The 21,436-nt window shown below is 68.3% G+C and carries 24 protein-coding genes and 1 pseudogene; 7 read left to right on the top strand and 18 right to left on the bottom strand.

Annotation, left to right across the window (positions count from 1 at the left end):
- Positions 1–91: 91 nt before the first annotated feature.
- The 7 genes and pseudogenes from ACWCXB_RS21395 to ACWCXB_RS21365 form a co-directional block, all read right to left on the bottom strand.
- A pseudogene (locus ACWCXB_RS21395) lies at positions 92–1,115 on the bottom strand (IS256 family transposase); the annotation flags it as partial.
- A gap of 272 nt (positions 1,116–1,387) precedes the next feature.
- A complete protein-coding gene (locus ACWCXB_RS21390) occupies positions 1,388–2,614 on the bottom strand; it encodes a damage-control phosphatase ARMT1 family protein (protein ID WP_450725032.1) in 1,227 nt (408 codons plus the stop codon).
- 124 nt (positions 2,615–2,738) lie between these two features.
- A complete protein-coding gene (locus ACWCXB_RS21385; RefSeq protein ID WP_450725031.1) occupies positions 2,739–3,326 on the bottom strand; it encodes a class IV adenylate cyclase in 588 nt (195 codons plus the stop codon).
- A 28-nt stretch (positions 3,327–3,354) separates the two neighbouring features.
- Positions 3,355–4,002: a class I SAM-dependent methyltransferase gene (locus ACWCXB_RS21380; RefSeq protein WP_450725030.1), complete on the bottom strand. Its 648-nt coding sequence runs from the start codon at positions 4,000–4,002 to the stop codon at positions 3,355–3,357.
- A complete protein-coding gene (locus tag ACWCXB_RS21375; protein ID WP_450725029.1) occupies positions 3,920–4,558 on the bottom strand; it encodes a hypothetical protein in 639 nt (212 codons plus the stop codon). Before ACWCXB_RS21375 ends, ACWCXB_RS21380 begins: the two co-directional genes overlap by 83 nt.
- Positions 4,551–5,453: a radical SAM protein gene (locus ACWCXB_RS21370; protein ID WP_450725028.1), complete on the bottom strand. Its 903-nt coding sequence runs from the start codon at positions 5,451–5,453 to the stop codon at positions 4,551–4,553. Before ACWCXB_RS21370 ends, ACWCXB_RS21375 begins: the two co-directional genes overlap by 8 nt.
- A gap of 106 nt (positions 5,454–5,559) precedes the next feature.
- Positions 5,560–6,252, bottom strand: a complete 693-nt coding sequence (locus ACWCXB_RS21365; RefSeq protein WP_450725027.1) for an HAD family hydrolase — start codon at positions 6,250–6,252, stop codon at positions 5,560–5,562.
- A 98-nt stretch (positions 6,253–6,350) separates the two neighbouring features.
- On the opposite strand from ACWCXB_RS21365, the gene ACWCXB_RS21360 reads away from it, so the two are divergent.
- Both ACWCXB_RS21360 and ACWCXB_RS21355 read left to right on the top strand, forming a co-directional pair.
- Positions 6,351–7,124, top strand: coding sequence for an XRE family transcriptional regulator (locus tag ACWCXB_RS21360; RefSeq protein WP_450725026.1), 774 nt, complete (start codon positions 6,351–6,353; stop codon positions 7,122–7,124).
- Positions 7,111–7,578, top strand: coding sequence for an NUDIX hydrolase (locus ACWCXB_RS21355; RefSeq protein WP_450725025.1), 468 nt, complete (start codon positions 7,111–7,113; stop codon positions 7,576–7,578). Before ACWCXB_RS21360 ends, ACWCXB_RS21355 begins: the two co-directional genes overlap by 14 nt.
- Here the strand turns inward: ACWCXB_RS21355 and ACWCXB_RS21350 are convergent.
- Both ACWCXB_RS21350 and ACWCXB_RS21345 read right to left on the bottom strand, forming a co-directional pair.
- A complete protein-coding gene (locus tag ACWCXB_RS21350; protein ID WP_450725024.1) occupies positions 7,566–8,159 on the bottom strand; it encodes an HD domain-containing protein in 594 nt (197 codons plus the stop codon). The genes ACWCXB_RS21355 and ACWCXB_RS21350 overlap by 13 nt on opposite strands.
- Positions 8,160–8,258: 99 nt before the next feature.
- Entirely contained in the window at positions 8,259–8,918 is a 660-nt protein-coding gene (locus tag ACWCXB_RS21345) for an HAD family hydrolase (RefSeq protein ID WP_450725023.1), read from the bottom strand.
- Between the two features lie 153 nt (positions 8,919–9,071).
- Between ACWCXB_RS21345 and ACWCXB_RS21340 the strand changes: the two genes are divergently transcribed.
- A complete protein-coding gene (locus ACWCXB_RS21340) occupies positions 9,072–9,554 on the top strand; it encodes an NUDIX domain-containing protein (RefSeq protein ID WP_450725022.1) in 483 nt (160 codons plus the stop codon).
- Between the two features lie 141 nt (positions 9,555–9,695).
- Here ACWCXB_RS21340 and metG read toward each other — a convergent pair whose 3' ends face one another.
- Entirely contained in the window at positions 9,696–11,420 is a 1,725-nt protein-coding gene (gene metG, locus ACWCXB_RS21335; RefSeq protein ID WP_450725021.1) for a methionine--tRNA ligase, read from the bottom strand.
- A 591-nt stretch (positions 11,421–12,011) separates the two neighbouring features.
- Here metG and ACWCXB_RS21330 point away from each other — a divergent pair.
- Together ACWCXB_RS21330 and ACWCXB_RS21325 are read left to right on the top strand one after the other, a co-directional pair.
- Complete coding sequence (locus ACWCXB_RS21330; protein ID WP_450725020.1) at positions 12,012–12,458, top strand: hypothetical protein; 447 nt, start codon at positions 12,012–12,014, stop codon at positions 12,456–12,458.
- A gap of 94 nt (positions 12,459–12,552) precedes the next feature.
- The gene (locus ACWCXB_RS21325) at positions 12,553–12,831 is read left to right on the top strand and encodes an acylphosphatase (RefSeq protein WP_450725019.1); all 279 of its coding nucleotides are present in this window, start codon (positions 12,553–12,555) and stop codon (positions 12,829–12,831) included.
- 96 nt (positions 12,832–12,927) lie between these two features.
- Here ACWCXB_RS21325 and ACWCXB_RS21320 read toward each other — a convergent pair whose 3' ends face one another.
- From ACWCXB_RS21320 to ACWCXB_RS21310, 3 genes are all read right to left on the bottom strand, one after another.
- Positions 12,928–13,191, bottom strand: coding sequence for a DUF1876 domain-containing protein (locus tag ACWCXB_RS21320; RefSeq protein ID WP_450725018.1), 264 nt, complete (start codon positions 13,189–13,191; stop codon positions 12,928–12,930).
- A 65-nt stretch (positions 13,192–13,256) separates the two neighbouring features.
- Positions 13,257–13,700, bottom strand: a complete 444-nt coding sequence (locus ACWCXB_RS21315; RefSeq protein WP_450725017.1) for an SRPBCC family protein — start codon at positions 13,698–13,700, stop codon at positions 13,257–13,259.
- Between the two features lie 291 nt (positions 13,701–13,991).
- Positions 13,992–14,492 (bottom strand): COG4315 family predicted lipoprotein, encoded by a 501-nt coding sequence (locus ACWCXB_RS21310; RefSeq protein WP_450725016.1) that lies wholly within the window; start codon positions 14,490–14,492, stop codon positions 13,992–13,994.
- A gap of 169 nt (positions 14,493–14,661) precedes the next feature.
- Here ACWCXB_RS21310 and ACWCXB_RS21305 point away from each other — a divergent pair, with 169 nt between their 5' ends.
- Together ACWCXB_RS21305 and ACWCXB_RS21300 are read left to right on the top strand one after the other, a co-directional pair.
- Positions 14,662–15,621 carry a CHRD domain-containing protein gene (locus ACWCXB_RS21305; RefSeq protein ID WP_450725015.1) on the top strand — a complete coding sequence of 320 codons (960 nt, stop codon included), beginning with the start codon at positions 14,662–14,664 and terminating at the stop codon, positions 15,619–15,621.
- 108 nt (positions 15,622–15,729) lie between these two features.
- On the top strand, positions 15,730–16,032 hold the full coding sequence (locus ACWCXB_RS21300; RefSeq protein WP_450725038.1) for a hypothetical protein: 303 nt from the start codon (positions 15,730–15,732) through the stop codon (positions 16,030–16,032).
- 246 nt (positions 16,033–16,278) lie between these two features.
- On the opposite strand, the gene ACWCXB_RS21295 is transcribed toward ACWCXB_RS21300, so the two are convergent.
- The 5 genes from ACWCXB_RS21295 to ACWCXB_RS21275 form a co-directional block, all read right to left on the bottom strand.
- On the bottom strand, positions 16,279–17,709 hold the full coding sequence (locus ACWCXB_RS21295; RefSeq protein WP_450725014.1) for a DUF445 domain-containing protein: 1,431 nt from the start codon (positions 17,707–17,709) through the stop codon (positions 16,279–16,281).
- 73 nt (positions 17,710–17,782) lie between these two features.
- Positions 17,783–18,472: a DUF1707 SHOCT-like domain-containing protein gene (locus ACWCXB_RS21290; protein WP_450725013.1), complete on the bottom strand. Its 690-nt coding sequence runs from the start codon at positions 18,470–18,472 to the stop codon at positions 17,783–17,785.
- A gap of 83 nt (positions 18,473–18,555) precedes the next feature.
- Positions 18,556–19,566 (bottom strand): ABC transporter ATP-binding protein, encoded by a 1,011-nt coding sequence (locus tag ACWCXB_RS21285; RefSeq protein ID WP_450725012.1) that lies wholly within the window; start codon positions 19,564–19,566, stop codon positions 18,556–18,558.
- A 6-nt stretch (positions 19,567–19,572) separates the two neighbouring features.
- Positions 19,573–20,340: an ABC transporter permease gene (locus ACWCXB_RS21280; RefSeq protein WP_450725037.1), complete on the bottom strand. Its 768-nt coding sequence runs from the start codon at positions 20,338–20,340 to the stop codon at positions 19,573–19,575.
- Positions 20,341–20,368: 28 nt separating this feature from the next.
- Complete coding sequence (locus ACWCXB_RS21275) at positions 20,369–21,169, bottom strand: ABC transporter permease (protein ID WP_450725011.1); 801 nt, start codon at positions 21,167–21,169, stop codon at positions 20,369–20,371.
- Positions 21,170–21,436: the final 267 nt, after the last annotated feature.

Genomic DNA, 21,436 nt, shown 5'->3' with positions numbered 1-21,436 from the left:
GTTGCCCGCCCGGCAGCCACTAGATGTCACGATCCGGCACTCGAACATCCCGAGGAACAACCGCTCTCTCGGAACGCCCTTAGCAAGGGATTAGGTGGATCCAGTGCTCGGCCGGGAAGTCGTAGAACGCTAGCAGCTCTTCCCGGTCTTCGGTGATCTTCGCGCCGGCCTTGGGGAACTTGGCTCCGTAGGTCTTCGCGAACGCCTCGATCGCCTTCTCGGCGTAGCCGCGGTCCTCGGCGTTGTAGATCTCGTGCATCGCCTTCGTCGCGCCCGGCTGTGCGGACTTCGGCAGGGCGTTCGTGACATTCCGGGCCTTGTGGACCCAGCACCGCTGATGCCGGGCATCCGGGAACACCTCCGCCAGCGCTTTCCACAGGCCCATCGCGCCGTCGCCGACGACCAGCTCGGGATCGCGCATGCCGCGCCTGCGGGCAGTCGCGCAGCAGGTCGGCCCACGACTCGGTCGACTCACGCAGCCCCTCGGCCAGCGCGATCAGCTCCTTGGTGCCGTCCAGGCGCACACCCATCAGCACCGAGGACGCAGGAGTGCGCCTGCCCGAGCCGGACCTTGGGGTGCACCCCGTCGCCCCGCACGTACACGTAGTCGGACTCGGCGAGGTCGCGCTGCTGGAACGGCGTGGTCGTCCTGCCACTGCTTCGCCAGCCGGGTCACGGTCGCCGGCGACAGCCCGGCCGCCGAGCCGAGGAACTGCTCCAGCGCGGGCACGAAGTCCCCCGACGACAACCCGTGCAGGTACAGCAGCGGCAGCACCTCACTGACCTTGGGCGACTTGCGGCACCAGGGCGGCAGGATCTTCGAGGAGAACCGCATCCGCTCGCCGGTGGCCGCGTCCAGGCGCTTGTCGTTCACGCGCGGGGCCGTGACCTCGACGGGACCTGCGGCGGTGGTCCACGGTGCGGGGCCGGTGGTGACCGTTGCGGACCACCAGGCGGCGCCCGGCCTCGTCCGTCGCAACGGCCAACTCGGCTATGTACTGGTTGACTTCGGCCTCCAACGCGACGGCGAGCATCCGCCGGGCGCCCTCACGGACGATCTCGTCGATCAGGGAGCCGGACTCGGTGGAGCCGTCGGCGTTCACTACGCTGAGCACGGGCGTGCCTTCCCGACCCGCGCTGCGAACGCGGGCCTACTCGGTGACCATCACAGGATCATTCGGGGAAGTACGCTCTCCGCGTCCAACCCGAGGCCGATCCACAGGTCTTGAGCATTGCTCCGGTCTGTGAGCAGGCGCCGACCATTGCCCGACGGCGATTCGCTCTGTCGGCCCAAGTGGGAGCGACGCAGGATCAGCCGCCGGGCACACCACAGTGCCGGGCCGCCTCAGCAGTCAAGGTTCGGAGCGGAGGCCAGCCCGTGCAACCCCTACCGCCGGGCTTGAATCAGAGCGTGGGTACCGCTGGTGCGCCACGCCTGACCGGACCGCTCAAGGGCGCTCAGCGTCTGTTCGTCCAGCCCGACGATGACATCGGACTTCAGGGTGCGGAGTGCGGCGACGGCTCCAGGGAAGTACGACGTGAGGTCTGTGAACGGCGTCGTCGCAACCCATAGCCGGTCACCGACGAGGCGGCGATAGTTGAGGTCACCCTTGAAGATCGTCAACGTGGCAGCCTCGAACTCCTTCCGCAGGTCCTCGGGCATCTCCTCATACGGCAGCGGCGCACAGAAGAACGGGTGAGTGCGTACCTCCAGGCGCCCGGATCCCATGGCTTCCCAGAGGCGCTTTCCGATCTTGCCTGCCTGGCCGGGCGCCTGGACGAGACGGCGGAGACCATCGATGACGTCCGTGGTCGTCGCGTCGGAGACGTAGTACGGGTAGGGCTTTACGTGGAGTACGACGCGGTGCGCATGACCGCGGTCAAGGAGGTGGTCGACGAGGATCAGGTCGGGGATCAATTCCCGCCCGGCATTGTCCGCCACCATCGCGACGGTGGCCGGCGCTCCCACCGGAAGGAGCGACCACAACAGAGCACTGTCATCGGCAACCAGGCTCGAACTCGTATCGACGTGTGCGGGCTCTCCCGCCGTGACGCGGAAGCCGAGGTCGGCGCGGTTCCCCCAGAGCGATGCGTGCAGGAGCGCAGCGGCCCGCTCTTCGATACGCATATCAGCAAGTCCGTCGAGGGCCTGGAGTTCCTCGTCCACTGCCGCGCTGCGTAGCTCCGCATGCTTGAAGGGTGCGAAGGGGTCGACTCCCTGCCACGGGCCGTTCCCGAAGTACTCGATGGCTGCAAGGAGCTTGCGGTAGAAGTAGCTCTCGGCCCACAGAAACGGGACATCGAACCACGATCGTCCCAAGTGTTCGCGCCCCCAAGCCGACCAGAGGTCGTGGTCGTGTTCCGAGGCATCGAGGGGTTCAAGGACCCCGTGGGTGATCTCCTCCTGCAGCGCCTCAAGAGCCTGACGCTGTCGCGGCCCGTAAGGGAAAGCGTCGCGGACCTGTTGGATCAAAGCTGGATGACGCTTGTCCAGAACACCCCAGGCGAATGTGCCTGGCTCATTGCTCAGGATCACCGGAGCCGTGGAATCGGATGTCTGCCTGGGCCTCGGACCCGTCTGGCCGTCTGAGGCGCGGGGGGTATTCGCTGTCATGGCGTCTGAGCCCTTCGCATATCGCCCGTTCATCCCATGATGTCCAGGCCACAACGCCTGCCGCACTGCCGATCGCACGGCAGGTCGCCGCTGTGGTCAGGGCGAGAACGGTTCCGCCTTCGGATCAGTTGCTCTGGACGGTGACAGAGGGTGCTTCTGTCTTCTTGGCGTCGGCGAAGAGGAGGGTGGGTTCTGCCAGGATGTCGCGGTCGGCCTCGCTCTTGTAGATCTCGTCGACGCTACCGAAGCGGGCTTCGGCGTAGTCGAGGTCGAGGAGGGAGGCTGCCTGGCGGACCGATGCCTCGTCGGGTCCTTCGATCTCGACGAACGTGGGGAGGTCGGGCCAGGTGTCGAAGTCGAAGGCGACCTCGCCCAGGCGCCACTCCTCGCGGTAGTTCTCCTGGTAGCGGACCTCGCGCAGACCGAGCCGGCGCAGGATGTCGGCCATGGCGTGCAGGTCGGTGACCTCGGTCTCGATCTCGGTGGTGCCGTCGATCGTGGTGGAGTCGGTGACCTGCTTGAGCGTAAGGGTGGAGCGTGTGCCTTCGTCGCGGAGGCGGACCCACTGGCCGTTGTCGAGGGCGTCGTTCTCGAAGATCTTGCGGGTGAGGAGGGTGCGGGGGAATGCCTGCGTGGCACCGAGGGCGGTCAGCTTGGCCCGGAGGTCGGCCACGTCGACGGACAGGAACTTGGCCTCGTACTCGTGCTTCATGATCCTCTTCTTCGGTTGCTGTTCTCTGCTACTTGACGGTGCGGGCTGCAAGGAGCAGGCCCATGCGGTGGGTGTGGTCCTGGAGCCGGCCGACGTGGGCTCGCTCGGTGAACTCGTTCGTTCGCAGCGTGAGCAGGACCTTCCAGCCGGTGGCGAAGTGGCTGCCGAGCTCCTCGGGCGAGGTGTAGTGCTCGATCAGGTAGTGGCGTCCCTCAACAGGCATCATGAACTCGGCGCCAAGCAGGCCGCCGACGCGTACCAGGGATTGCATGCGGGCGACGAAGTCGGCGAGCGGGCGATGGTGATTGGCACTGTAGTGCCAGGAGCAGCTCGTCCAGACGGCATCGCAGCGCGCCGCCGGGGGTTCGGACTGAAGGAAGTCCTTCTCGACGACCTGGACTCTGTCGTAGAGCCCTTCGAGTTTGAGCCGGTCGATCAGACCCACCGCGTGGGCGTTGGTGTCACCCGGAAGTTGGACTTCGCCACCGTGGAGAGCGAACGGGTCGCGTTCGACGGCGATGACGCGGTAGCCGGCGGCGGCGAGCGGGAGGACGAACTTGCCGTCGCTCGCGCCGATGACGGCGACCGCGGCGTCAGGGGAGACGTGCTCCTTCAGCGCGGCGAGGAACTGAGGGAAGAACGTGAGGGTGTGCTCCCACAGGCTCCGGGTCTCCACGGCCTGCTCCTTTCGTGGCGGTGACGAGGATGGCTTGCACGACCTGGTCCGGGCTGAGGCCCGTGGTATCGACCCGGTGCATCGGGAACTGGGCGTAGGCATCCGTGATCCGGCCCGTGGCCTCCTCGCCGAGCGCGTCCCAGCGGGATACGGGCTTGATCCGTCCCGCGAGGCGGCGCCGACGCTCGTCCTCCGTACAGACCAGCTGGTACGTGACGGGCTGCCGCAGATCGGGCGGCAGCGTGACGCCGAGCCGTGCGCCAAAGGCGCGGTGGGTGGCGAGGCAGCGTGCGAAGTAGCTCTCCACGACCACCGGGATGCCAACGGCGAGGTAGCGGTGGATCTCGTCAGCCGCGGTGAACAGGGCGGAGAGGTAGAAGCACATGCGGGCCTCGACGTTCTCCCGCAGGTCGACCTGACGCCGAAGCGGCTGGTAGAAGAGCGGCACCGTGGGGACCAATACGGCCCCCCGGGCCGCCGCGAGCATCGGCGCGATGGTCGACTTGCCCGTTCCCCGTAAGCCTTCGAGGCTCTCAAAGCGCGGTCGGTCAGGCACGGGCGTACACCACGTCGGGCACCGAGAGGGTGAGCTCGTCCGTGGCAGTCGGCCGGTGGACGATGCGGTCTGCGGCCTTCTCGTACCAAAAGGCGTGCGAGTCCTTGCCAACGGCCTTGCAAGACATGGTGAGCGCGCCTCGCGGGTCCGCCTCGATCCGCTCGACCTCCCGCAGGCCGCTGGTCGGGGCGCAGGTCTCGGGAGCGCCGTCCTCGGACAGGTCCTCGTCAACGATCACCTCGATGGACAGCTCGGCTTCGTGGAGCTGCTCGCGGAGGCGGACGTAGGCGGCAGGGTCGGTGACCAGGAGCTCAGGGTGAGTGGCGGCGTTGCCGACTGGCCGCAGGCAGTGCAGCTTCAGCTGGCATGCGCCGTATTCCTGCAGGGTGCGGGCCAGTGGCAGTACCTGGTCGATGTTCCGCGAGGTGACCGTCATCGTGGCACCCGTCCTGACCCCAATTTCCCGTGCGCGGCTGAGGGCGTTCAGTGCGCTCTGGTAGCTGCCCTGCTTTCGGATGTAATCGTTGGTGGCCCCGGTGCCCTCCAGCGAGATCCTCAGCAGGTCCAGGTACGGGGCGATCTCGGTGAGGCGGCGCTCGATCCGGTAGCCGTTGGTGCAGATCTCGACCTGCAAGCCAAGTTCCTGCTTGGCGTACCGGATGACCTGCGGAAGGTCCTTGTAGACGAACGGCTCGCCGCCGAGCAGGGTGACGGTCTCGGTGCCGTACTGGTCGCGCATGAGCCGGATAAGGTTGACCGCCTCTTCGGCGGTGAAGGCGTCGGCGTACTTGAGCCGTTCGCCGTGGAAGCAGTGCAGGCACTCGAAGTTGCAGCGGTACAGAAGCTGCAGATACAGCATCCGGATCCTGCGGATGCCGGTGGCTTCCCTGATCACAAGGGCCTCCAGGGCCAGTTGTCTGGTTGGAGACCCGATAGTGGCCAAGCGGGCGAGGATCTCATCACCGCGTACGCGGACGGTCCCGGGACGTCCTGGGACGTTCTCAGCGCGCGGAGAACCCCTCCAGGATCCGGAGGAGGTCAGCTGTGTCGGAGAGATCTGGCAGCACGCGAGAGGCGCCGGCAGCAGTCAACTCTTCCCGGCTGTGGATGCCCGAGGCGACCGCGATGATCCCGGTACCCGTCGTGAGTGCCGCCTCAACGTCTCGGGGCGTGTCTCCCACGAGCACGACGGGCACGTCATACCGCAGACCACGCATGCGCTGGGCTCGCTCCCGGGCTACGGCTACCAGCTCGGGCCTCTGCAGAGCGTCGGCCCCGTAGGCGCCAACAGACAGATCAAGGAGCGGGTCGAGGTCGAAGGCCGACAGCTTCACGCGGGCGTTGGCCGCGATGTTGCCGGTGAGAATCGACGACACCCAACCGTCCTGCGCCGAGACTGCCTTAAGGGCATCGCGCACTCCGGGAAGCACCGTTCCCCGCCTGCGGAGGTCCTCGAAGCGCTCCGCGCCACCCCGGGCGAGGGCAGCCTCGATGTCAGGCCAGTCCGGCTCGGGCAAGCCGTGACGCACGAACATGTCGCGCATGATCAGGCGATCCGTACGCCCCTCAGTACGCGCTGGCTCAGTCGGCTGGATCCCGGCCAATGCTGCGAACGCAGCGGCATAGGTCTCCTTGCTCACCCCTGCGTTGTCGATGAGCGTGTGGTCGATATCCCACAGAACGGTGAGCTGCATACCGCCAGCCTAAGCACCCCGCCACACCCGCCAGCCCTCGTCGGGACGTCCCCACAACGTCCTTGCTCGGCCGCGCCCGCCTCAGCTTGTATAGCTCCGTGAACGAGCGACTTCACTCCGTACTCGCCCAGCGCGGCGTCTCGCCCGAAGCGCTCGCCGAAGCCTGCGAGGTAGACCCCAAGACCGTCAGCCGCTGGCTCGGCGGCCGCGTGCCACACCCCCGGCACCGATTCCGCGCAGCCCAGCACCTGCGCGTGGAGGAGACGTTCCTCTGGCCGACCCCGGAAGGTCGAGCGGGTAAGCCCGGCCTGGCGTTAGGCACCGAGCTGGTTGGCACCTACCAGAACCGAGCCAGCGTCCCTCGCGACATGTGGCTCTCCCTGCTGCAAGGCGCACAGGAGCGGATCGACGTACTCGTCTTCTCCGGCACCTTCTTCGCCCAATCCAACCCGCACGTCGCGAAGATGCTTACCGAGCGCGCGGCTGCCGGCGTTCAGGTGCGCCTCTGCTTCGGCGACCCCAACGGTCAGGCCGCGGCCATCCGTGGCCTCGAAGAAGGCATCGGCGACACCCTCGCCGCCAAGATCCGTGCCTCCCTCACCTACTACCGCCTCCTGCTGACCGAGGCAGGCTGCGAGGTGCGGCTCCACGACACCACCCTCTACAACTCCCTCTTCCGCTACGACGACAACATGCTCGTCAACCCCCACGTCTGGGGCCAGCCCGCCAGCGCCAACCCCCTGCTCCACCTGCGGAGAGTGGATACCACCGGCTGGTTCGACAACTACGCTCAAAGCTTCGACGCAGTCTGGGCCGGCGCACGGCCCTGGATGCCCGACCGGGAAGGGACCGCCGCACATGGGCAGGACTGAGTTCTACAACGACCCCAACGCCCCCAAGGCCAACACCCTCATCCCCGCCAGCAACCTGCTCGTCGTCGACGACAACAGCGGCATCCTCCTCCAACGCCGCCGCGACACCGGCCAATGGGCCCTGCCCGGCGGCGCCCAGGACATCGGCGAGACAGCGGCTCAGTGCGCGGTTCGCGAGTGCCTGGAGGAGACCGGCATCGTCGCCGAGATCACCGGCTTCCTGGGCGTCTACACCAACCCGAACCACATCGTCGCCTACACCGACGGCGAGATCCGCCAGCAGTACGAGAACACCTACATCGGCCGCCCGGTTGGCGGCGAGCCCACCATCAACGACGAGGCCGACGGCGTCCGCTTCATCCAGCCAGCGGACCTCGACCAGTACGACATCCACCCCAGCATGCGCCAGCAGATCGGCGACTTCCTCGCTGGCACCTACCCCTACCTCGGCTGACCCCCCAGCGCCGCCTCCACCCGCCTCACGGCGGCGAAGACCTCCGGCGCAGCCCGACGAATGAACCGCCCCACCACGCTGTCGGCCCCGTAGCGGGCGACGATCTCGGCCACCCGCGCTTCGGCTGTCGTCCGGTCCCCGTCGGGCGTGGTGGTCATGTCGCAATACACGAGCGCATCCACCAGCAGCGGCTCCTCCGGCAATGGGAACTCCGTCTCCAGCACCTTCCGAAGCCCACGTTCCTCAGCCTCCAGCAGAGCGAACGAATGGTTTGCCACCAGCCGCGTCAGCCGTCCGTCGGCGCCATGGACATCGCGGAGGAACCTGGCACCGTCCAGCGGATGGAAGCCAGTCACAGCCAGCCGCGGCGCGTACCCGACGTCATGGAGCACGGCCGCGGCGATCAGCAGGTCCGCGTCCCTTCCCAAGACATGTCCAATCTCTGCCGCCTGAGCTGCAACCTCTTGCGAATGGGTCCATCGCCTCGGGAGGGCACCGCTGAGCTCGGCCTCGGCCAAACGCCGCGCCCACTCCACCGTCGAGTCATCCATGGACACGTACATGCCCCATCGCCAGGTCATTGACCCGATTGCAGCTGACAGTCCACTGGTACACGCCTGCCCAAGTCTCTCCGGAAAGCGAGCGGTGCACCCCCTGGACCTCGATTGTCTCCATGACTGTCAGCGCTCTTCAGCGTTGAGCTTGGCGATCTTCTCTGGCAGTTCCGCAAGCGAGTCGATGCGCATCGTCGTGATCGCATCCGTGTCCGGGTCGCGTTGCTGGATCGTGCCCCAGGGTCCACGCCGGATCAGGGCGGTCAGAAGCCCCGCCTGCGCCGCCGGGCGGATGTCGTTGTCGAGGCGGTCGCCGACGTAGAGAATCTCGCCCGGCTTGGCAGGCGTCGCCTCGATGACGCGCTCGAAGAACTTCACGTCCGGCTTCGACACCCCCCAGTCGTCACTGGTGGCGATCATGTCGGAAGGGAGGTCCAGCCCCCGCAGCAGACCGCCGGCCCGCACGGTCTGGTTCCCGGCGATGCCCACCCACAGCCCCGCCTCACGCAGGGAAACCAGCGTGGGGCGGACGTCCGGATACAGGTCCCTCTCACCGAACCACTCCGGCTGCCCGGCAGCCGCGCGCTTCTCTCGCTCCTCGGTCAGGTCGAACCGGGGCCGGAACTCCTGGAACGTCTCGCGGTAGTCGCGTCCCTGCGCGATGACCGCACCGAACATGGCCGAGAAGGTGTGCCGTGGCACCCCGAGCCAGTCGGCCCACGTCCCGTACTCCCGGGTCTCGTCAACAAGGCACTCACCGACATCGAACACCACAGCACGAATCATGCTCGGCAGGTTAGACGGTTCAACGAGACAGCAAAGGACGGATACGGTCAGGCGTCCTCGGCTGGATGCGCGGAACACGAGGGAGGCCGTCTCAGCCCGTGGCCGACCTGGCCCGCAGGCTCCGCATCGTCGTTGGCGGCTACAGTCCATCTCGTGAGCGAGAACGAGCACGAGGCGGAGATGGCCCGCCCGCGCATGGCGGCCGGTGCTCTCTTCTTCGACGACGCCGATCGAGTCCTGCTCGTCGAGCCGTCGTACAAGGACTACCGCGACATCCCTGGTGGATACGTCGAACAGGGCGAGTCGCCCCTGCAAGCCTGTGTGCGCGAAGTCCACGAGGAGCTGGGCATCAAACCACGCATCGGTCGCCTGCTCGTGGTGGACTGGGCGCCGAATCCAGGAGAGGGAGACAAGATCCTCTACCTCTTCGACGGCGGCCACCTCAGCGCGGACCAATGCCCACACATCGCACTGCAAGCGAACGAGCTCCGTAGTTACGCATTCCACGAGGCCGAACAGCTGCCAGAACTCACCATCCCCCGCCTCGTACGCCGAATCACCGCCGGCATCCAGGCCCGCGCCCACGGCGTGACCGCCTACCTGGAACACGGAACGGCGCCGGAAACAGCGCCGTAGTAGCCCGGGAACGCCGCCCGCTCTGTCAAGGGGGCCCGCATGACACACAGCAACACCCATCCGAGCCGGGCGCTTGCCGGCCGCCTCACCGCCCGTACCGTCCGATGAGAGCGCGGGCGGTACGGGTGCGAGCGGATACGGTCAGGCGTCCTCGGCGCCGCCGAAGCGCGTGCGGTAGGACTCCAGGTCCTCCTCCGTGATCTTCGCGAAGAGCACCGGCGGGACGGTGAATGCAGTCCCGGCCGGCACCGTGTCCAGGGCCTTGGCCTGGTCGGGGGTCACCCAGGTCGCGGTGTCGTCCTGGAGCGCGAAGGCGCCGCGCATCGCGGCGGCCGAGGACGGGATGAAGGGTTCGGAGACGACCGCGTACAGGTGGATCAGGTTCATCGCCGTGCGCAGGGTCAGCGCGGCGCCGTCCGGGGCGGTCTTGATCTCCAGCCAGGGGGCCTTCTCCTCGAGGTAGGAGTTGCCTGCGGACCACAGGGCACGCAGAGCGGACGCGGCCTTGCGGAACTGGAGGGCCTCCATCTGCTCTTCGTACTCGGCGAGCAGCCGGGCGATCTCCTCGCCCAGTTTCGCCTCCGCCTCGCCGGCAGCGTGGCCCGCCGGGACCTCGTCGCCGAAGCGCTTCCGGGAGAAGGACAGCACGCGGTTGACGAAGTTGCCGAGGGTGTCGGCCAGGTCCTTGTTGACGGTGGCGGTGAAGTGCTCCCAGGTGAAGGACGAGTCGTCGGACTCGGGAGCGTTGGCGATCAGGAAGTAGCGCCAGTAGTCGCCGGGCAGGATCTCCAGGGCCGCGTCCGTGAAGACGCCGCGCTTCTGGGACGTGGAGAACTTGCCGCCGTAGTACGTCAGCCAGTTGAAGCCCTTGACGAAGTCGACCTTCTTCCACGGCTCGCGCACGCCGAGCTCGGTGGCGGGGAACATCACCGTGTGGAAGGGCACGTTGTCCTTCGCCATGAACTGGGTGTAGCGGACGGTGTCGTCGGCCTCGTACCACCACGACTTCCAGTCGCGCGTCTCGCCGTCCGTGGCTGCGTCCGCCCACTCCTTCGTCGCGCCGATGTACTCGATCGGGGCGTCGAACCAGACGTAGAAGACCTTGCCCTCGGCTGCGAGCTCCGGCCAGGTGTCGGCCGGGACCGGGACGCCCCAGTCCAGGTCGCGGGTGATGGCGCGGTCGTGCAGGCCTTCGGTCAGCCACTTGCGGGCGATGGCCGAGGACAGATGGGGCCACTCCTCGCCGACCGCGTCGATCCACGCTTCGACCTCGTGCTGGAGCTTGGACTGCAGCAGGAAGAGGTGCTTGGTCTCGCGGACCTCCAGCTCCGTGGAGCCGCTGATCGCCGAGCGCGGTTCGATCAGGTCGGTGGGGTCGAGGACGCGGGTGCAGTTCTCGCACTGGTCGCCGCGGGCCTTGTCGTAGCCGCAGTGGGGGCAGGTGCCCTCGACGTACCGGTCCGGCAGGAAGCGGCCGTCGGCGGGCGAGTACACCTGGCGGATCGCGCGCTCCTCGATGAAGCCGTTCTCGTTCAGCTTGCGCGCGAAGTGCTGGGTGATCTCGACGTTCTGCTGCGAGGAGCTGCGTCCGAAGTAGTCGAAGGCCAGCTCGAACCCGTCGTAGACGGCCTTCTGCGCGTCATGGGCCTGGGCGCAGAATTCCGCGACCGACAGCCCTGCCTCCTTGGCGGCGAGCTCGGCCGGCGTCCCGTGCTCGTCGGTGGCGCAGATGTAGAGGACGTCGTGACCGCGCAGGCGGAGGTACCGGGAGTACACATCCGCCGGAAGCATCGACCCGACCATGTTGCCCAGGTGCTTGATCCCGTTGATGTAGGGAAGCGCGCTGGTGACCAGGTGTCGAGCCATCCTGGGATGCTCCATTTCGTGCGTACGGCGCCGGGGACAGTGCCGGTGACGGTGACGGGTGCCGCGGCGGGGCCCATGTCGGGAGGCTGCAGCCGACGCGACCACTCGGATCGCACGCATACGTCACACACGGTAACGGGCCGGGTCGGCAAGCCACCGTTATCGTATCGAACCGGGGGTTTGCCCTTCCCGCGGTTTTTGGGCCCGCCCGGCGGAGCGACCGCAATACCACAGATCGGCACACATCGCCCGCGCCCGACATGCCTCGTTGCGGGCAGTGAGCAGTCGTGACGACCCCGTCCACGGCGCGAAGGCCACGTGCTCCACAGAGAGTTGGCGTTGCCCGGTATGGATCACGGCCTGATGCCGAGCCGACGATTACGTTCATGTATGCGCTGCTTTGTGAAGCTGTTACCTGCGCAGGTGGTGAGTCCCCGGGCGCGGTCGTAGCGTCGATACAGGAGCAACCGGTGGGAGGAGGTCGGCGGCGCCCGTCCGGCACGCGTTCCCGGGTGCGGATTTTGCAGGGCGCAGCGAGGCAAGGTGTACGCGGAGGGCCACGTGGGCTCGGAGAGACGCTGGGGAGCAGACATGCAGAGACACAAGCTGATGACAGCGGTCCTGGTTGCCGCTACGTCGCTCGCGGCAGCACTTGTACCGGCATCCGCGTCCGTTTCCGCAGGGTCACAGCCGAGCGAAAACGTGGTGGTCATCGACTGCTTCTCGAATCCGCAGGTACGTCCCGGCGAGTACCTGATCGCCTGCGGGGACGGCAACAACGGCCTCACCGCACTCAAGTGGTCGGAGTGGGGACGGAGCTCCGCCAAGGGCAGTGGGCTCAACTACGTGAACGACTGCATCCCCTACTGTGCTGCAGGCAAGTTCCACTCCTACCCCGTGGAAGTCACGCTCCAGCGCCCGGAGCCGTGGAAGAAGGATCCTGGGCAACTGAGGTTCACTCAGCTGCACATCAAATTCACCACCGACAGCAAGCCGGCGCACACGCCGCAAGAGGTGACGTACAAGCTCTGGCCCTGAGGCAGGCTGACGGCGAACGAGCAGGCGGGACAGCCCCGAGGCTCGCGTCGCGCCGCCCGGCCGGAGGCCCCCGCGGCTCGTACGATCCGGAGTCATGGTGCGGAAGCGCGTGGTCGTGACCGGTCGGGTCCAGGGCGTGTTCTACAGGGACACGTGCAGGCGTGTGGCCCAGGAGTACGGGGTCTCCGGGTGGGTGCGAAACCTGGAGGACGGGAGTGTGATGGCGGTGTTCGAGGGGGAACCGGACGCCGTCGAGACCCTCGTGCGGTGGGCGCGGCAGGGGCCGCCGGCCGCGGTGGTGGACGGTGTGGAGGTGTCGGAGGAGCAGCCCGAAGGGCTCGAAGGGTTCGAGGTGCGGAGTACGTGGGCGTGAGGACGCCAAGGGCGCTGAGGACGCGTGAGGAAGACGTGGAAGACGTGAGGAAGGGGCCGGGCGTGGACGCCCGGCCCCTGGTGGTGTCGTAGTCGGTCACATGGCGATGTCGGCCGGCCTGTGGGTGTGGCTCTCCACGTCCTGCGCCGCGCGGCCCACGAGCTCGTGGGCCAGTTCGGAGCAGGCGCGGGCGGCGGCGAGTTCCTCGCCGATCTTGGCGTCCGGGGTGTCGCCCGGGCTCCGCCTAGCTATCCCCTTGCCCTCGACGCCGGGGGCATTGGGGCCCTGGAGGGAAGCCGTGCAGGCGGTGCGGGTCCCGTCTTCCTCGAACGACAAATCGATGTTCCAGTGCTGCGTCATGACGGATCACCTTCGCCGTGCGGTTCCGTCAGCCCCGGCGCGCGGGGCCTGGGTGGGGTGGATGGTCACCTGGTGGGGTGTGCCTTTTTTTCCACCAGGTCCTTGAACTGGTGGAGATCCTCCCGGACGGTCCGTTCGATGGCGGACGACTGGGCGAATCCCTTGGGGCCCCCGAAGGCGTCGTGCGCCTCGGCAGGGTCGTACTCCATGCGTACCTGCACCCGCGTGTGGGTCGCGTCGATCGGGAGCAGCGAAACGGAGCCGCTCAGGTGCGGTGCCTCCGTGGTCTTCCAGGTCATGGTCTCGTTGGGTCTGAGGTCCTTGGTGTCGGCGTCGATTCCCTCGGCCGTACCGCGGGTCTCCAGATCCATATGTACGCCCGACGCACCCTCGCGCCGGGCATCTCGGACTCCACCGACGAAGCGTGGATAGTCCTCGACCTGATGCAGGTGGTCCCAGACCACGTCACCAGGCGCCGTGATGTCGATCTGTTCCTCGAGATTGGGCATATTGGACTCCCGTCTCCACCCCTCCAGGGTGCGTTCCGCGGCCCGCCACCGCAACCAGGTCCGGGGCAGGAGAACAGAGGCATTCCCGGTGGTCGTCCGCCGCGGGGGAATTGGGCGGAGCGACCACCGGGAATGGGGGGCTGCGGCGGGCGGGGGAGCTGAATTCCGGCCGCCGCAGGTTCATGGGTGCGGGCGAGGATTCCCGATCAACGGGTGAGGATTTCCTGATCAACGAGCAAGCAGGGATTCCCGATCATCCCGATCGAATGGAGTGGTGAATTCCAGGTGACGTCAGGGTGCCTTTTTGATCAGCTTGCCGTCCGCTCCGATCACGAACCACTCGCCGTCGAGACCCTGCCCGTTGACGTCGCCGGGCGTCGCGTCGCCGACGTAGTAGTAGAGCGGCCAGTCCCCGTACGTGGCCTGCTCGGCGCCCTCGGCCAGCTTGATCTCCTTCAGCAGGGACGCGTCGGTGCCGCTGCCCGCCGTGACGTCCTTGGCGGAGGTGAGGGCCGGCCAGACCGCGATGCAGTCGGTGTCGCAGGCGCTCCCGGCGCCGGGCTTGTCCTTGGCGAATCCGTACAGCGTGCGGCCCGAATCGTCGACCAGGATCCGACCGAAGGGCGAGTCGGCGATCTTGATGGAGGCGGCCGCCGTGGCGGGCTTGGACGGCGAGCCCGCAGGTCCGCCGTCCGCCGGCTCGGAGGAGCCGCCGCAGGCGCTCAGCGTGAGCAGAGCGAGAGCGGCCGCGGGCGCCGTGATGAGCGTCGTTCTCGTGCGTGTCCTGCGCATGTTGATCCCCCGGTGTGATGTAAGTGAGTACACCAGGTAGTACGCCTGCAACTGACCGGCGGTTCAATCGAATTCGAGGAATTCTCCGTTGAACGAGCCCGAGTCCGCATGCGTACTCCCCGGCGAACCCGGCTCCACACGGGCCGGGCCCAACGGGAGGACAAGAACAATGCAGAAGCGAATTCTTGCTGTGGTGGCCACGGCAATTGTGGCCGGTGTTGCGGGTGTTGCTCCGGCGATGGCCCATGACTCCGGCTCGCACGGCAGCCACGGTTCGGGTGGCGGCGGTACGAAGGCGGGCAACGCCACTACGTTCACCAAGCCGGCCACCGGCAAGGCGGTCTCCTTCACGGCCGAGCTCTCCGGGGCCGACGAGGTCCCGGTCCAGGGCGGCCCCGCCGTGAACGACCCGGACGGCAAGGCCGTCGCCCTGGTGAAGGTGAAGGGCGACCGGGTCACGTTCGCGCTCCGGTGGAAGGGCCTCGTACCGAGCCTCGGCCACATCCACGAGGGCGCGGCGGGCAAGAACGGCGCCGTGAAGGTGCCGCTGTTCAGCAGCGCGATGCCCGACACCGTGCACTCCGCGGCCGGGCAGGTCGCGATCACCGACGCCGAGCTCGCCGAGAGCATCGTCACGAACCCGTCCGGTTTCTACGTCAACCTCCACAGCGCGGAGTTCCCGGGCGGGGCGGTCCGCGGCCAGCTCAAGCCGCTGAAGCACAGCGTCAACCCGCTCGGCATCATCAAGGGCGGCAAGCTGCGGGCGCTCTCCAACGGCGACCAGGAGGTGCCGAAGAACGACGCGTCGAAGGTCGGGGACCCGGACGGGCACGCGGTGACGTTCCTGCACCCGAAGGGCACGGCCGTCGACTACTCCTTCGCCTGGGTCAACATCCAGAGCCCGTCGAAGGGGCACCTCCACCAGGGCGGCTTCGGCAAGAACGGTGACGTGGTCTTCGACTTCTTCAACCGGCCTGTGCCCGACGGGATCTTCGCCGTCTCCGGACGGCTCGATGGGCAGAACCCGGACGTCGTGAAGCGGGTCCGCGACAATCCGCGCAACTACTACTCCAACATCCACACCGCGGAGTTCCCCGACGGGGCCGTGCGCGGGCAGCTCTTCCGCTGAGTGCGGCTCCTCCCCTGGCCGACAGTCGGCGAAACCGCTCGTTTAGGCTCGAAACCCCACGCGAAGAGCCGATGAGAACCGATGAGAGCCGACGAAGGGCAGCACACCATGGCCAGGATTCCGGCAGGCGCAGTCGCGGCGAGCGGCCTCATAGGAGGCTACGGAATCGCCCGCTGGACCAGGAAGCGCCCGCTCGGCGGGGTCGCACTGGCCGCCGCGGGTGCAGTCGCGGCCCGTCAGTGGCAGCAGGAGGCCGGCGCGAAGGCCGCGGCCGGGCTGAGCGCGGCGTACGTCGCCGCCTTCGCCGGGTCGCATCCGCTGGCCAAGAAGGTGGGGGCGTGGCCCGCGGTGTTCGCCGTGGCGGGTGGCGTGGCGCTCGCGTCATGGGCCGTCACGCGCGGGGAGCGCTGACCCGCGCGGGGAGCGCTGACCCCCGGGAGCGCGCCCGGGTCGGCGGGCCCACCGAAAGAAACCGGGACCGCGTTGAACGGCCGCGGCACCCCGTACGTACATAAGGGCACTCCCCACGGTGGCTGGGCGCGTGACCGGACGACAGGGTCCGGTTACGCGCCCGGCATGTGTCGGGCGACCGGATCAGCCGTCACGACCCGGCCGTCAGTCCCCGGCCGTCAGGGCCCGGCCGAGAGTCCCCGGCCGTCAGGCGCCCAGCGCATGGGCCACCGTGTAGATGACCAGGCCCGCCAGCGCGCCGACGACCGTGCCGTTGATGCGGATGAACTGCAGGTCACGGCCGATGTGCGCCTCGATCTTGCGGGACGTGTGCTCGGCGTCCCAGCCGGCGACGGTGTCACTGATCAGGGACGTGATCTCCGTGCGGTACGTGGTCACGACGTACGCCGCGGTCTCCTCGACCCAGCCCTCCAGCTTCTGCTGCAGCCGGCCGTCCGTCGCCAGGCGCGAGCCGAAGGACATCAGGGACGCGCGGGCGCGCAGCCGCAGCTCGCTGCGCTCGTCCTCCGCCGCCGAGATGATCATGGCGCGTACGGAGGACCAGGCGGAGGCGATGATGTCCTGCACCTCAGGTCGGGCCAGCAGGTCCGACTTCATGCGCTCCACCCGCGCCCGGGTGTCCGTGTCGGCCTGGAGGTCGGCGGCGAAGTCGGCGAGGAAGCGGTCGAGCGCGCCGCGCGCGGGGTGCGAGGGGGAATCGCGCATCTCGGTGACGAAGCGGAGCAGCTCCTTGTAGACCCGCTCGCCGACCTTGCGGTCCACGAAGCGCGGGGTCCAGCCGGGGGCCCCGCCCTGGACCGCGTCCATGACCGAGTCGCCGTGCTCTATCAGCCAGTGCTGGGCGCGGGCGCAGATCAGGTCGACGGCGCGGTGGTGGGCGCCGTCGGCGACGACCTTGTCGAGGGTCTTACCGATGCCGGGGGCGATCTCGGCGGCCTCGGCGCGGCGCGTTATGGCCTCGCCGACGACCGCCTGGACGTCGGAGTCGCGCAGGACGGCGAGGGCGCCGCGCAGCGCGGTGGACAGCTCGGCGGTGACACGGTCGGCGTGCGCGGGCTCGGCGAGCCAGGCGCCGAGGCGGCCGCCGAGGGAGAGGGCGTGGAGACGGGCCCGTACGACGTCGCCGGACAGGAAGTTCTCGCCGACGAAGGAGCCGAGCGAGGCGCCGAACTGGTCCTTCTTGGTGGGGATGATCGCGGTGTGCGGGATGGGGATGCCGAGGGGGTGTTTGAACAGTGCTGTGACCGCGAACCAGTCGGCCAGCGCACCGACCATGCCGGCCTCGGCGGCGGCGGCGACATAGCCGGGCCAGCCGTCGATGCCGGAGTTCTTCGCCCAGGTCGCGAGCACGAAGATCAGCGCGACGAGGAGGAGCAGGCCGGTGGCCGTGAGCTTCATTCGGCGTACGCCGCGGCGCTTCTCCTCGTCGGCGGCGGTGTACGCGAAGGAGGCGAGGGGGGCGGTGCGGCTGCGGGCCACGGCGGCACCGGCAACGGTGCCACGGTCACGGCCGCCACCTGCGCCAGCACCTGTCCCGGCGCCGGTTCGGGCTGCGGCTTCGGTCCCCGGTCCGGGTTCTGGCGCCGAGTCCGGTTTTGAGAGGTCAGTGCGTTCCATCCGCTCCACCCGTCCCTGTACGTATCGTCCCTTCCTTACCTGAGGTACTCCCGGGACGCACGTCGAGTTCCCCTCACTCCAGCTCGCGCTTGCGGGCCTCCTTCAGTCGCTGCTTGTCGGCCTTGCGGAGCTTGCGCTCGACGCCCACGCCGCCCATCAGGGCGAAGCCGGTGATCGTCACGCGGGGCGAGCCCGGCGCGATACCGGCGGGGTCGACCGACCCCGCCTCGCCGAAGCCGCCCATGAAGCCGAAGCCCTTGACGTCGACGTCCAGGTCCGGGGGGACCGTGATCTGGATCCCGCCCATGATCGTGAAGCAGCGGATCACGATCTCCCGGTCCTCGAAGTTCGCGTCGCGCAGATCGATCTCGCCGCCCGCCTGGAACACGGCGGCGGTGAAGCTGCGGGCGATCGTCCAGGTGCCCTTGCGCCCGAATCCGCCCCAGAAGGCGAACGCCCCCTTCGAGGTCGCCGGCTTTCCGATACGGCTCGACCAGGTCGACAGGCCGCCCGCGGGGGCCGTGGCCGCGAGCCGGGCCGAGCTCCCGCCCGGATCGCCGATCCCGCCCAACCCGTCCGGTACCGGGAGGTCCCGTACGAGCGGCACCAGTTCCCCGTGCGTACGCGCCTTGTACGCCGCGTCCAGCCGTTCCCCGAACTCCTCCATGTCGAGCCTGCCCTCGGCCACCGCTTCGCGCAGGCGCTCGGCAATCCGCTCCCGCTCGGCATCGGAGGCACGCATCTCCGGAAGATCGCTCGTCATACGAGAAGCGTAATCACGGGGGTGGCGCACCGCCCGGGTCTCGCGCCGTCCCGCTTCGACGAATTCGCCGCAGACGTCCGCGCTCACAGCGACGCCGACCGTTCCGCGTACATCTTGGCGATCACCGCCTCGATGTCCGGCTCCCGTACCGACAGGTCCACCAGCGGATACTCCGCCGCGATCGCCGCCACGATCGGCGCCGCCGACTCCGACGCCGGGAACGACAGCCACTGCCGCGGCCCCTCCACCCGTACCGGACGTGCCCCCGCCACCTCGATCGGCGGCAGCTCCCGCTCCAGGTCCACCACCAGCGTCCGCTCGCTCGCTCCCACCTCGTGGAGCCCGGCGAGCGCGCCGTCGTACATCAGCCGGCCGTGGTCGATCACCATCACCCGCTTGCAGAGCTGCTCGATGTCGGTCAGATCGTGCGTCGTGAGCAGCACGGTCGTCGCCCGCTCGGCGTTCAGGTCCCGCAGGAACTCGCGCACCTTGGCCTTCGACACGACATCGAGACCGATCGTCGGCTCGTCGAGATAGAGCACCTCCGGGTCGTGCAGCAGCGCCGCCGCGATGTCGCCGCGCATGCGCTGCCCGAGCGACAGCTGCCGTACGGGCACGTTCAGCAGCTCGCCGAGGTCCAGCAGCTCCACACACCGGTCGAGGTTCTCGCGGTAGCGCGCGTCGGGGATCCGGTACATGCGGTGGACCAGGCGGTACGAGTCGATGAGCGGCAGGTCCCACCAGAGCGTGGTGCGCTGGCCGAAGACGACGCCGATGCGCTGTGCCAGCCGCGTCCGCTCGCGCGACGGGTCGATCCCGGCGACGCGCAGCCGCCCGCCGCTCGGCGTCAGAATGCCCGTCAGCATCTTGATGGTGGTGGACTTTCCAGCGCCGTTCGGGCCGATGTAGCCGACCATCTCGCCACGCGCCACACGGAAGCTGATCCCGTCCACCGCCCGCACCTGTGTCCTCTCGCGGCGCAGCAGACCGGTCCTGCGGCGTACGTCGAAGACCTTCTCGACGCCGTCCAGCTCAATGAAGTCATCAGTGAAGTCGTCAGTGAGGTCATCAGTGAGGTCATCGATGAGGTCCATGACGTCTCAGCTCCCCGTGCTCCGGTACGAACGAAGGCCCACCCGCCACGCCAGCCCGGCGAGCGCACAGCACACCGCCGCGACGAGCGGCGACGCGAAGGCCGCCCACTGCGGCAGGTCCAGCGGATAGGGCCGCCCCAGGACGTACAACGAGGGCAGCCAGTTGACGAAGGCCAGCGGTACGACGAACGTCACGCCCCGCACCAGGTCCTTCGCAAAGATCGTCGGCGGGTACTGGAGGAGCGTGTTCCCGCCGTACGTGAAGGAGTTCTGCACCTCCGCGGCGTCCTGGGCGACGAACTGGAACGCCGCGCCCGCCACGAACAGCGACGCGAAGATCGCCGCCCCGCTCAGCACCATCATCGGGACCATCGCGACCCGCAGCGGCGTCCACGCGATGTCCAGGGCGGACAGCGCGTAGCCGAGGACGAACAGCCCCTGCGTGATCCGGCCGAGGCGGCGCAGCGCGAAACGGTCCGCCGCCACCTGGGCGAGGACCGGGACCGGACGCACCAGCAGGGTGTCCAGGGTGCCGTCGCGCACCCGTCGCCCCAGCTTCTCCATCGACCCCATCAGCAGATCGGTCAGGCCGAAGGCGGTGCCCGACACCCCGTACAGCAGCGCGATCTCGGGCAGGCTGTACCCGCCGAGCGCTTCCGTGTGCGCGAACATCAGCAGGATCACGACGAAGTCGGCCGCCGTCCCGGCGAAGTTCCCGAACGCGGTGATGGCGAAGGACGCCCGGTACGTCATCGTCGAGCGCATCCACATCATGGCGATGAGCCCGTACGCGCGCAGCCCGTCAACCACCCTGCACCACCACCCTCCTGGTCGCGACCGACTGCAGCAACCGCCCGGCGCCCAGCAGTGCCACGGCCCATCCGGCCTGGAAGGCGTATGCCTCGACCAGCCCCCATCCCGTGTGCTTGCCCAGGAAGATGTCCGCCGGCACCTGGAGCAGTGATGACCACGGCAGGACGAGTGCCAGCTCACCGAGCAGGCCGGGGAAGAGGGTGAGCGGAAGCAGCATCCCGGAGAAGAAGAGCCCGGCCAGCATGCTGACCTGCTGGGCGCCCGCCCCGTCCAGCAGCCAGAACGCGGACAGCGCCACCAGATAGCGGATCGCGAAGCTCACGACGGTCCCGAGTGCGACCGCGAGCAGGAAGGCCAGCCACGTCAGCGCGTCGCGCGGCAGCGCGAGGTCGAAGGCGAGCGCGCCGAACAGCATCGGCACGATGCCACGGCCGAGCAGATGGAAAACCGCGCGCCCCAAGTCGGCCGAGAGCCACCACAGTTGGAGGTCGGCGGGGCGGTAGAGATCGATGGCGATGTCGCCCGTACGGATCCGCTCGGCGAGCTCGTCCTCGAACCCGCCGCCCATCATGGCGCACGCCATCAGCAGGGCCTGGCCGAGCCACACATAGGTCAGCGCCTGGGAGAGGTCGTAGCCACCGAGCTGCGGACGTTCATCCCACAGGGCGATATAGGTGTACGCCACGATGAAGCCGAAGACGGTGTTGGTGAACACCCCTGCCGCCGTTGACACCCGGTACGTCGCATAGCGCCGGAACCCACCGGCCAGGACCACCGCGTAGAGCCGCACCCCAGCCTCCTTCCGCGATCGCCACCGTCGGCACCCGTTGACGACCAGCGGCACCCGTCCGCGCCCATCGACACCCGTCAGCACCCGTCAGCACCCGTCAGCACCCGCCAGCACCCGCCAGCACCCGCCAGCACCGAAGCGCACGACCTTAGTCCAGCCGGATCGGCCACGCGACCGTATTCCTCCCGGGGGTCCGGGGGTTAGAAGGGCGAGAAGTGCAGTATGGGCACACCAAGCCAATCGCCCGATATGACAGCGTCTGTGACG

Source organism: Streptomyces sp. NPDC001514, assembly GCF_053597075.1.
Note: the sequence above shows the minus strand (reverse complement) of the source record. Positions and strands in the feature narration are given on the sequence as shown.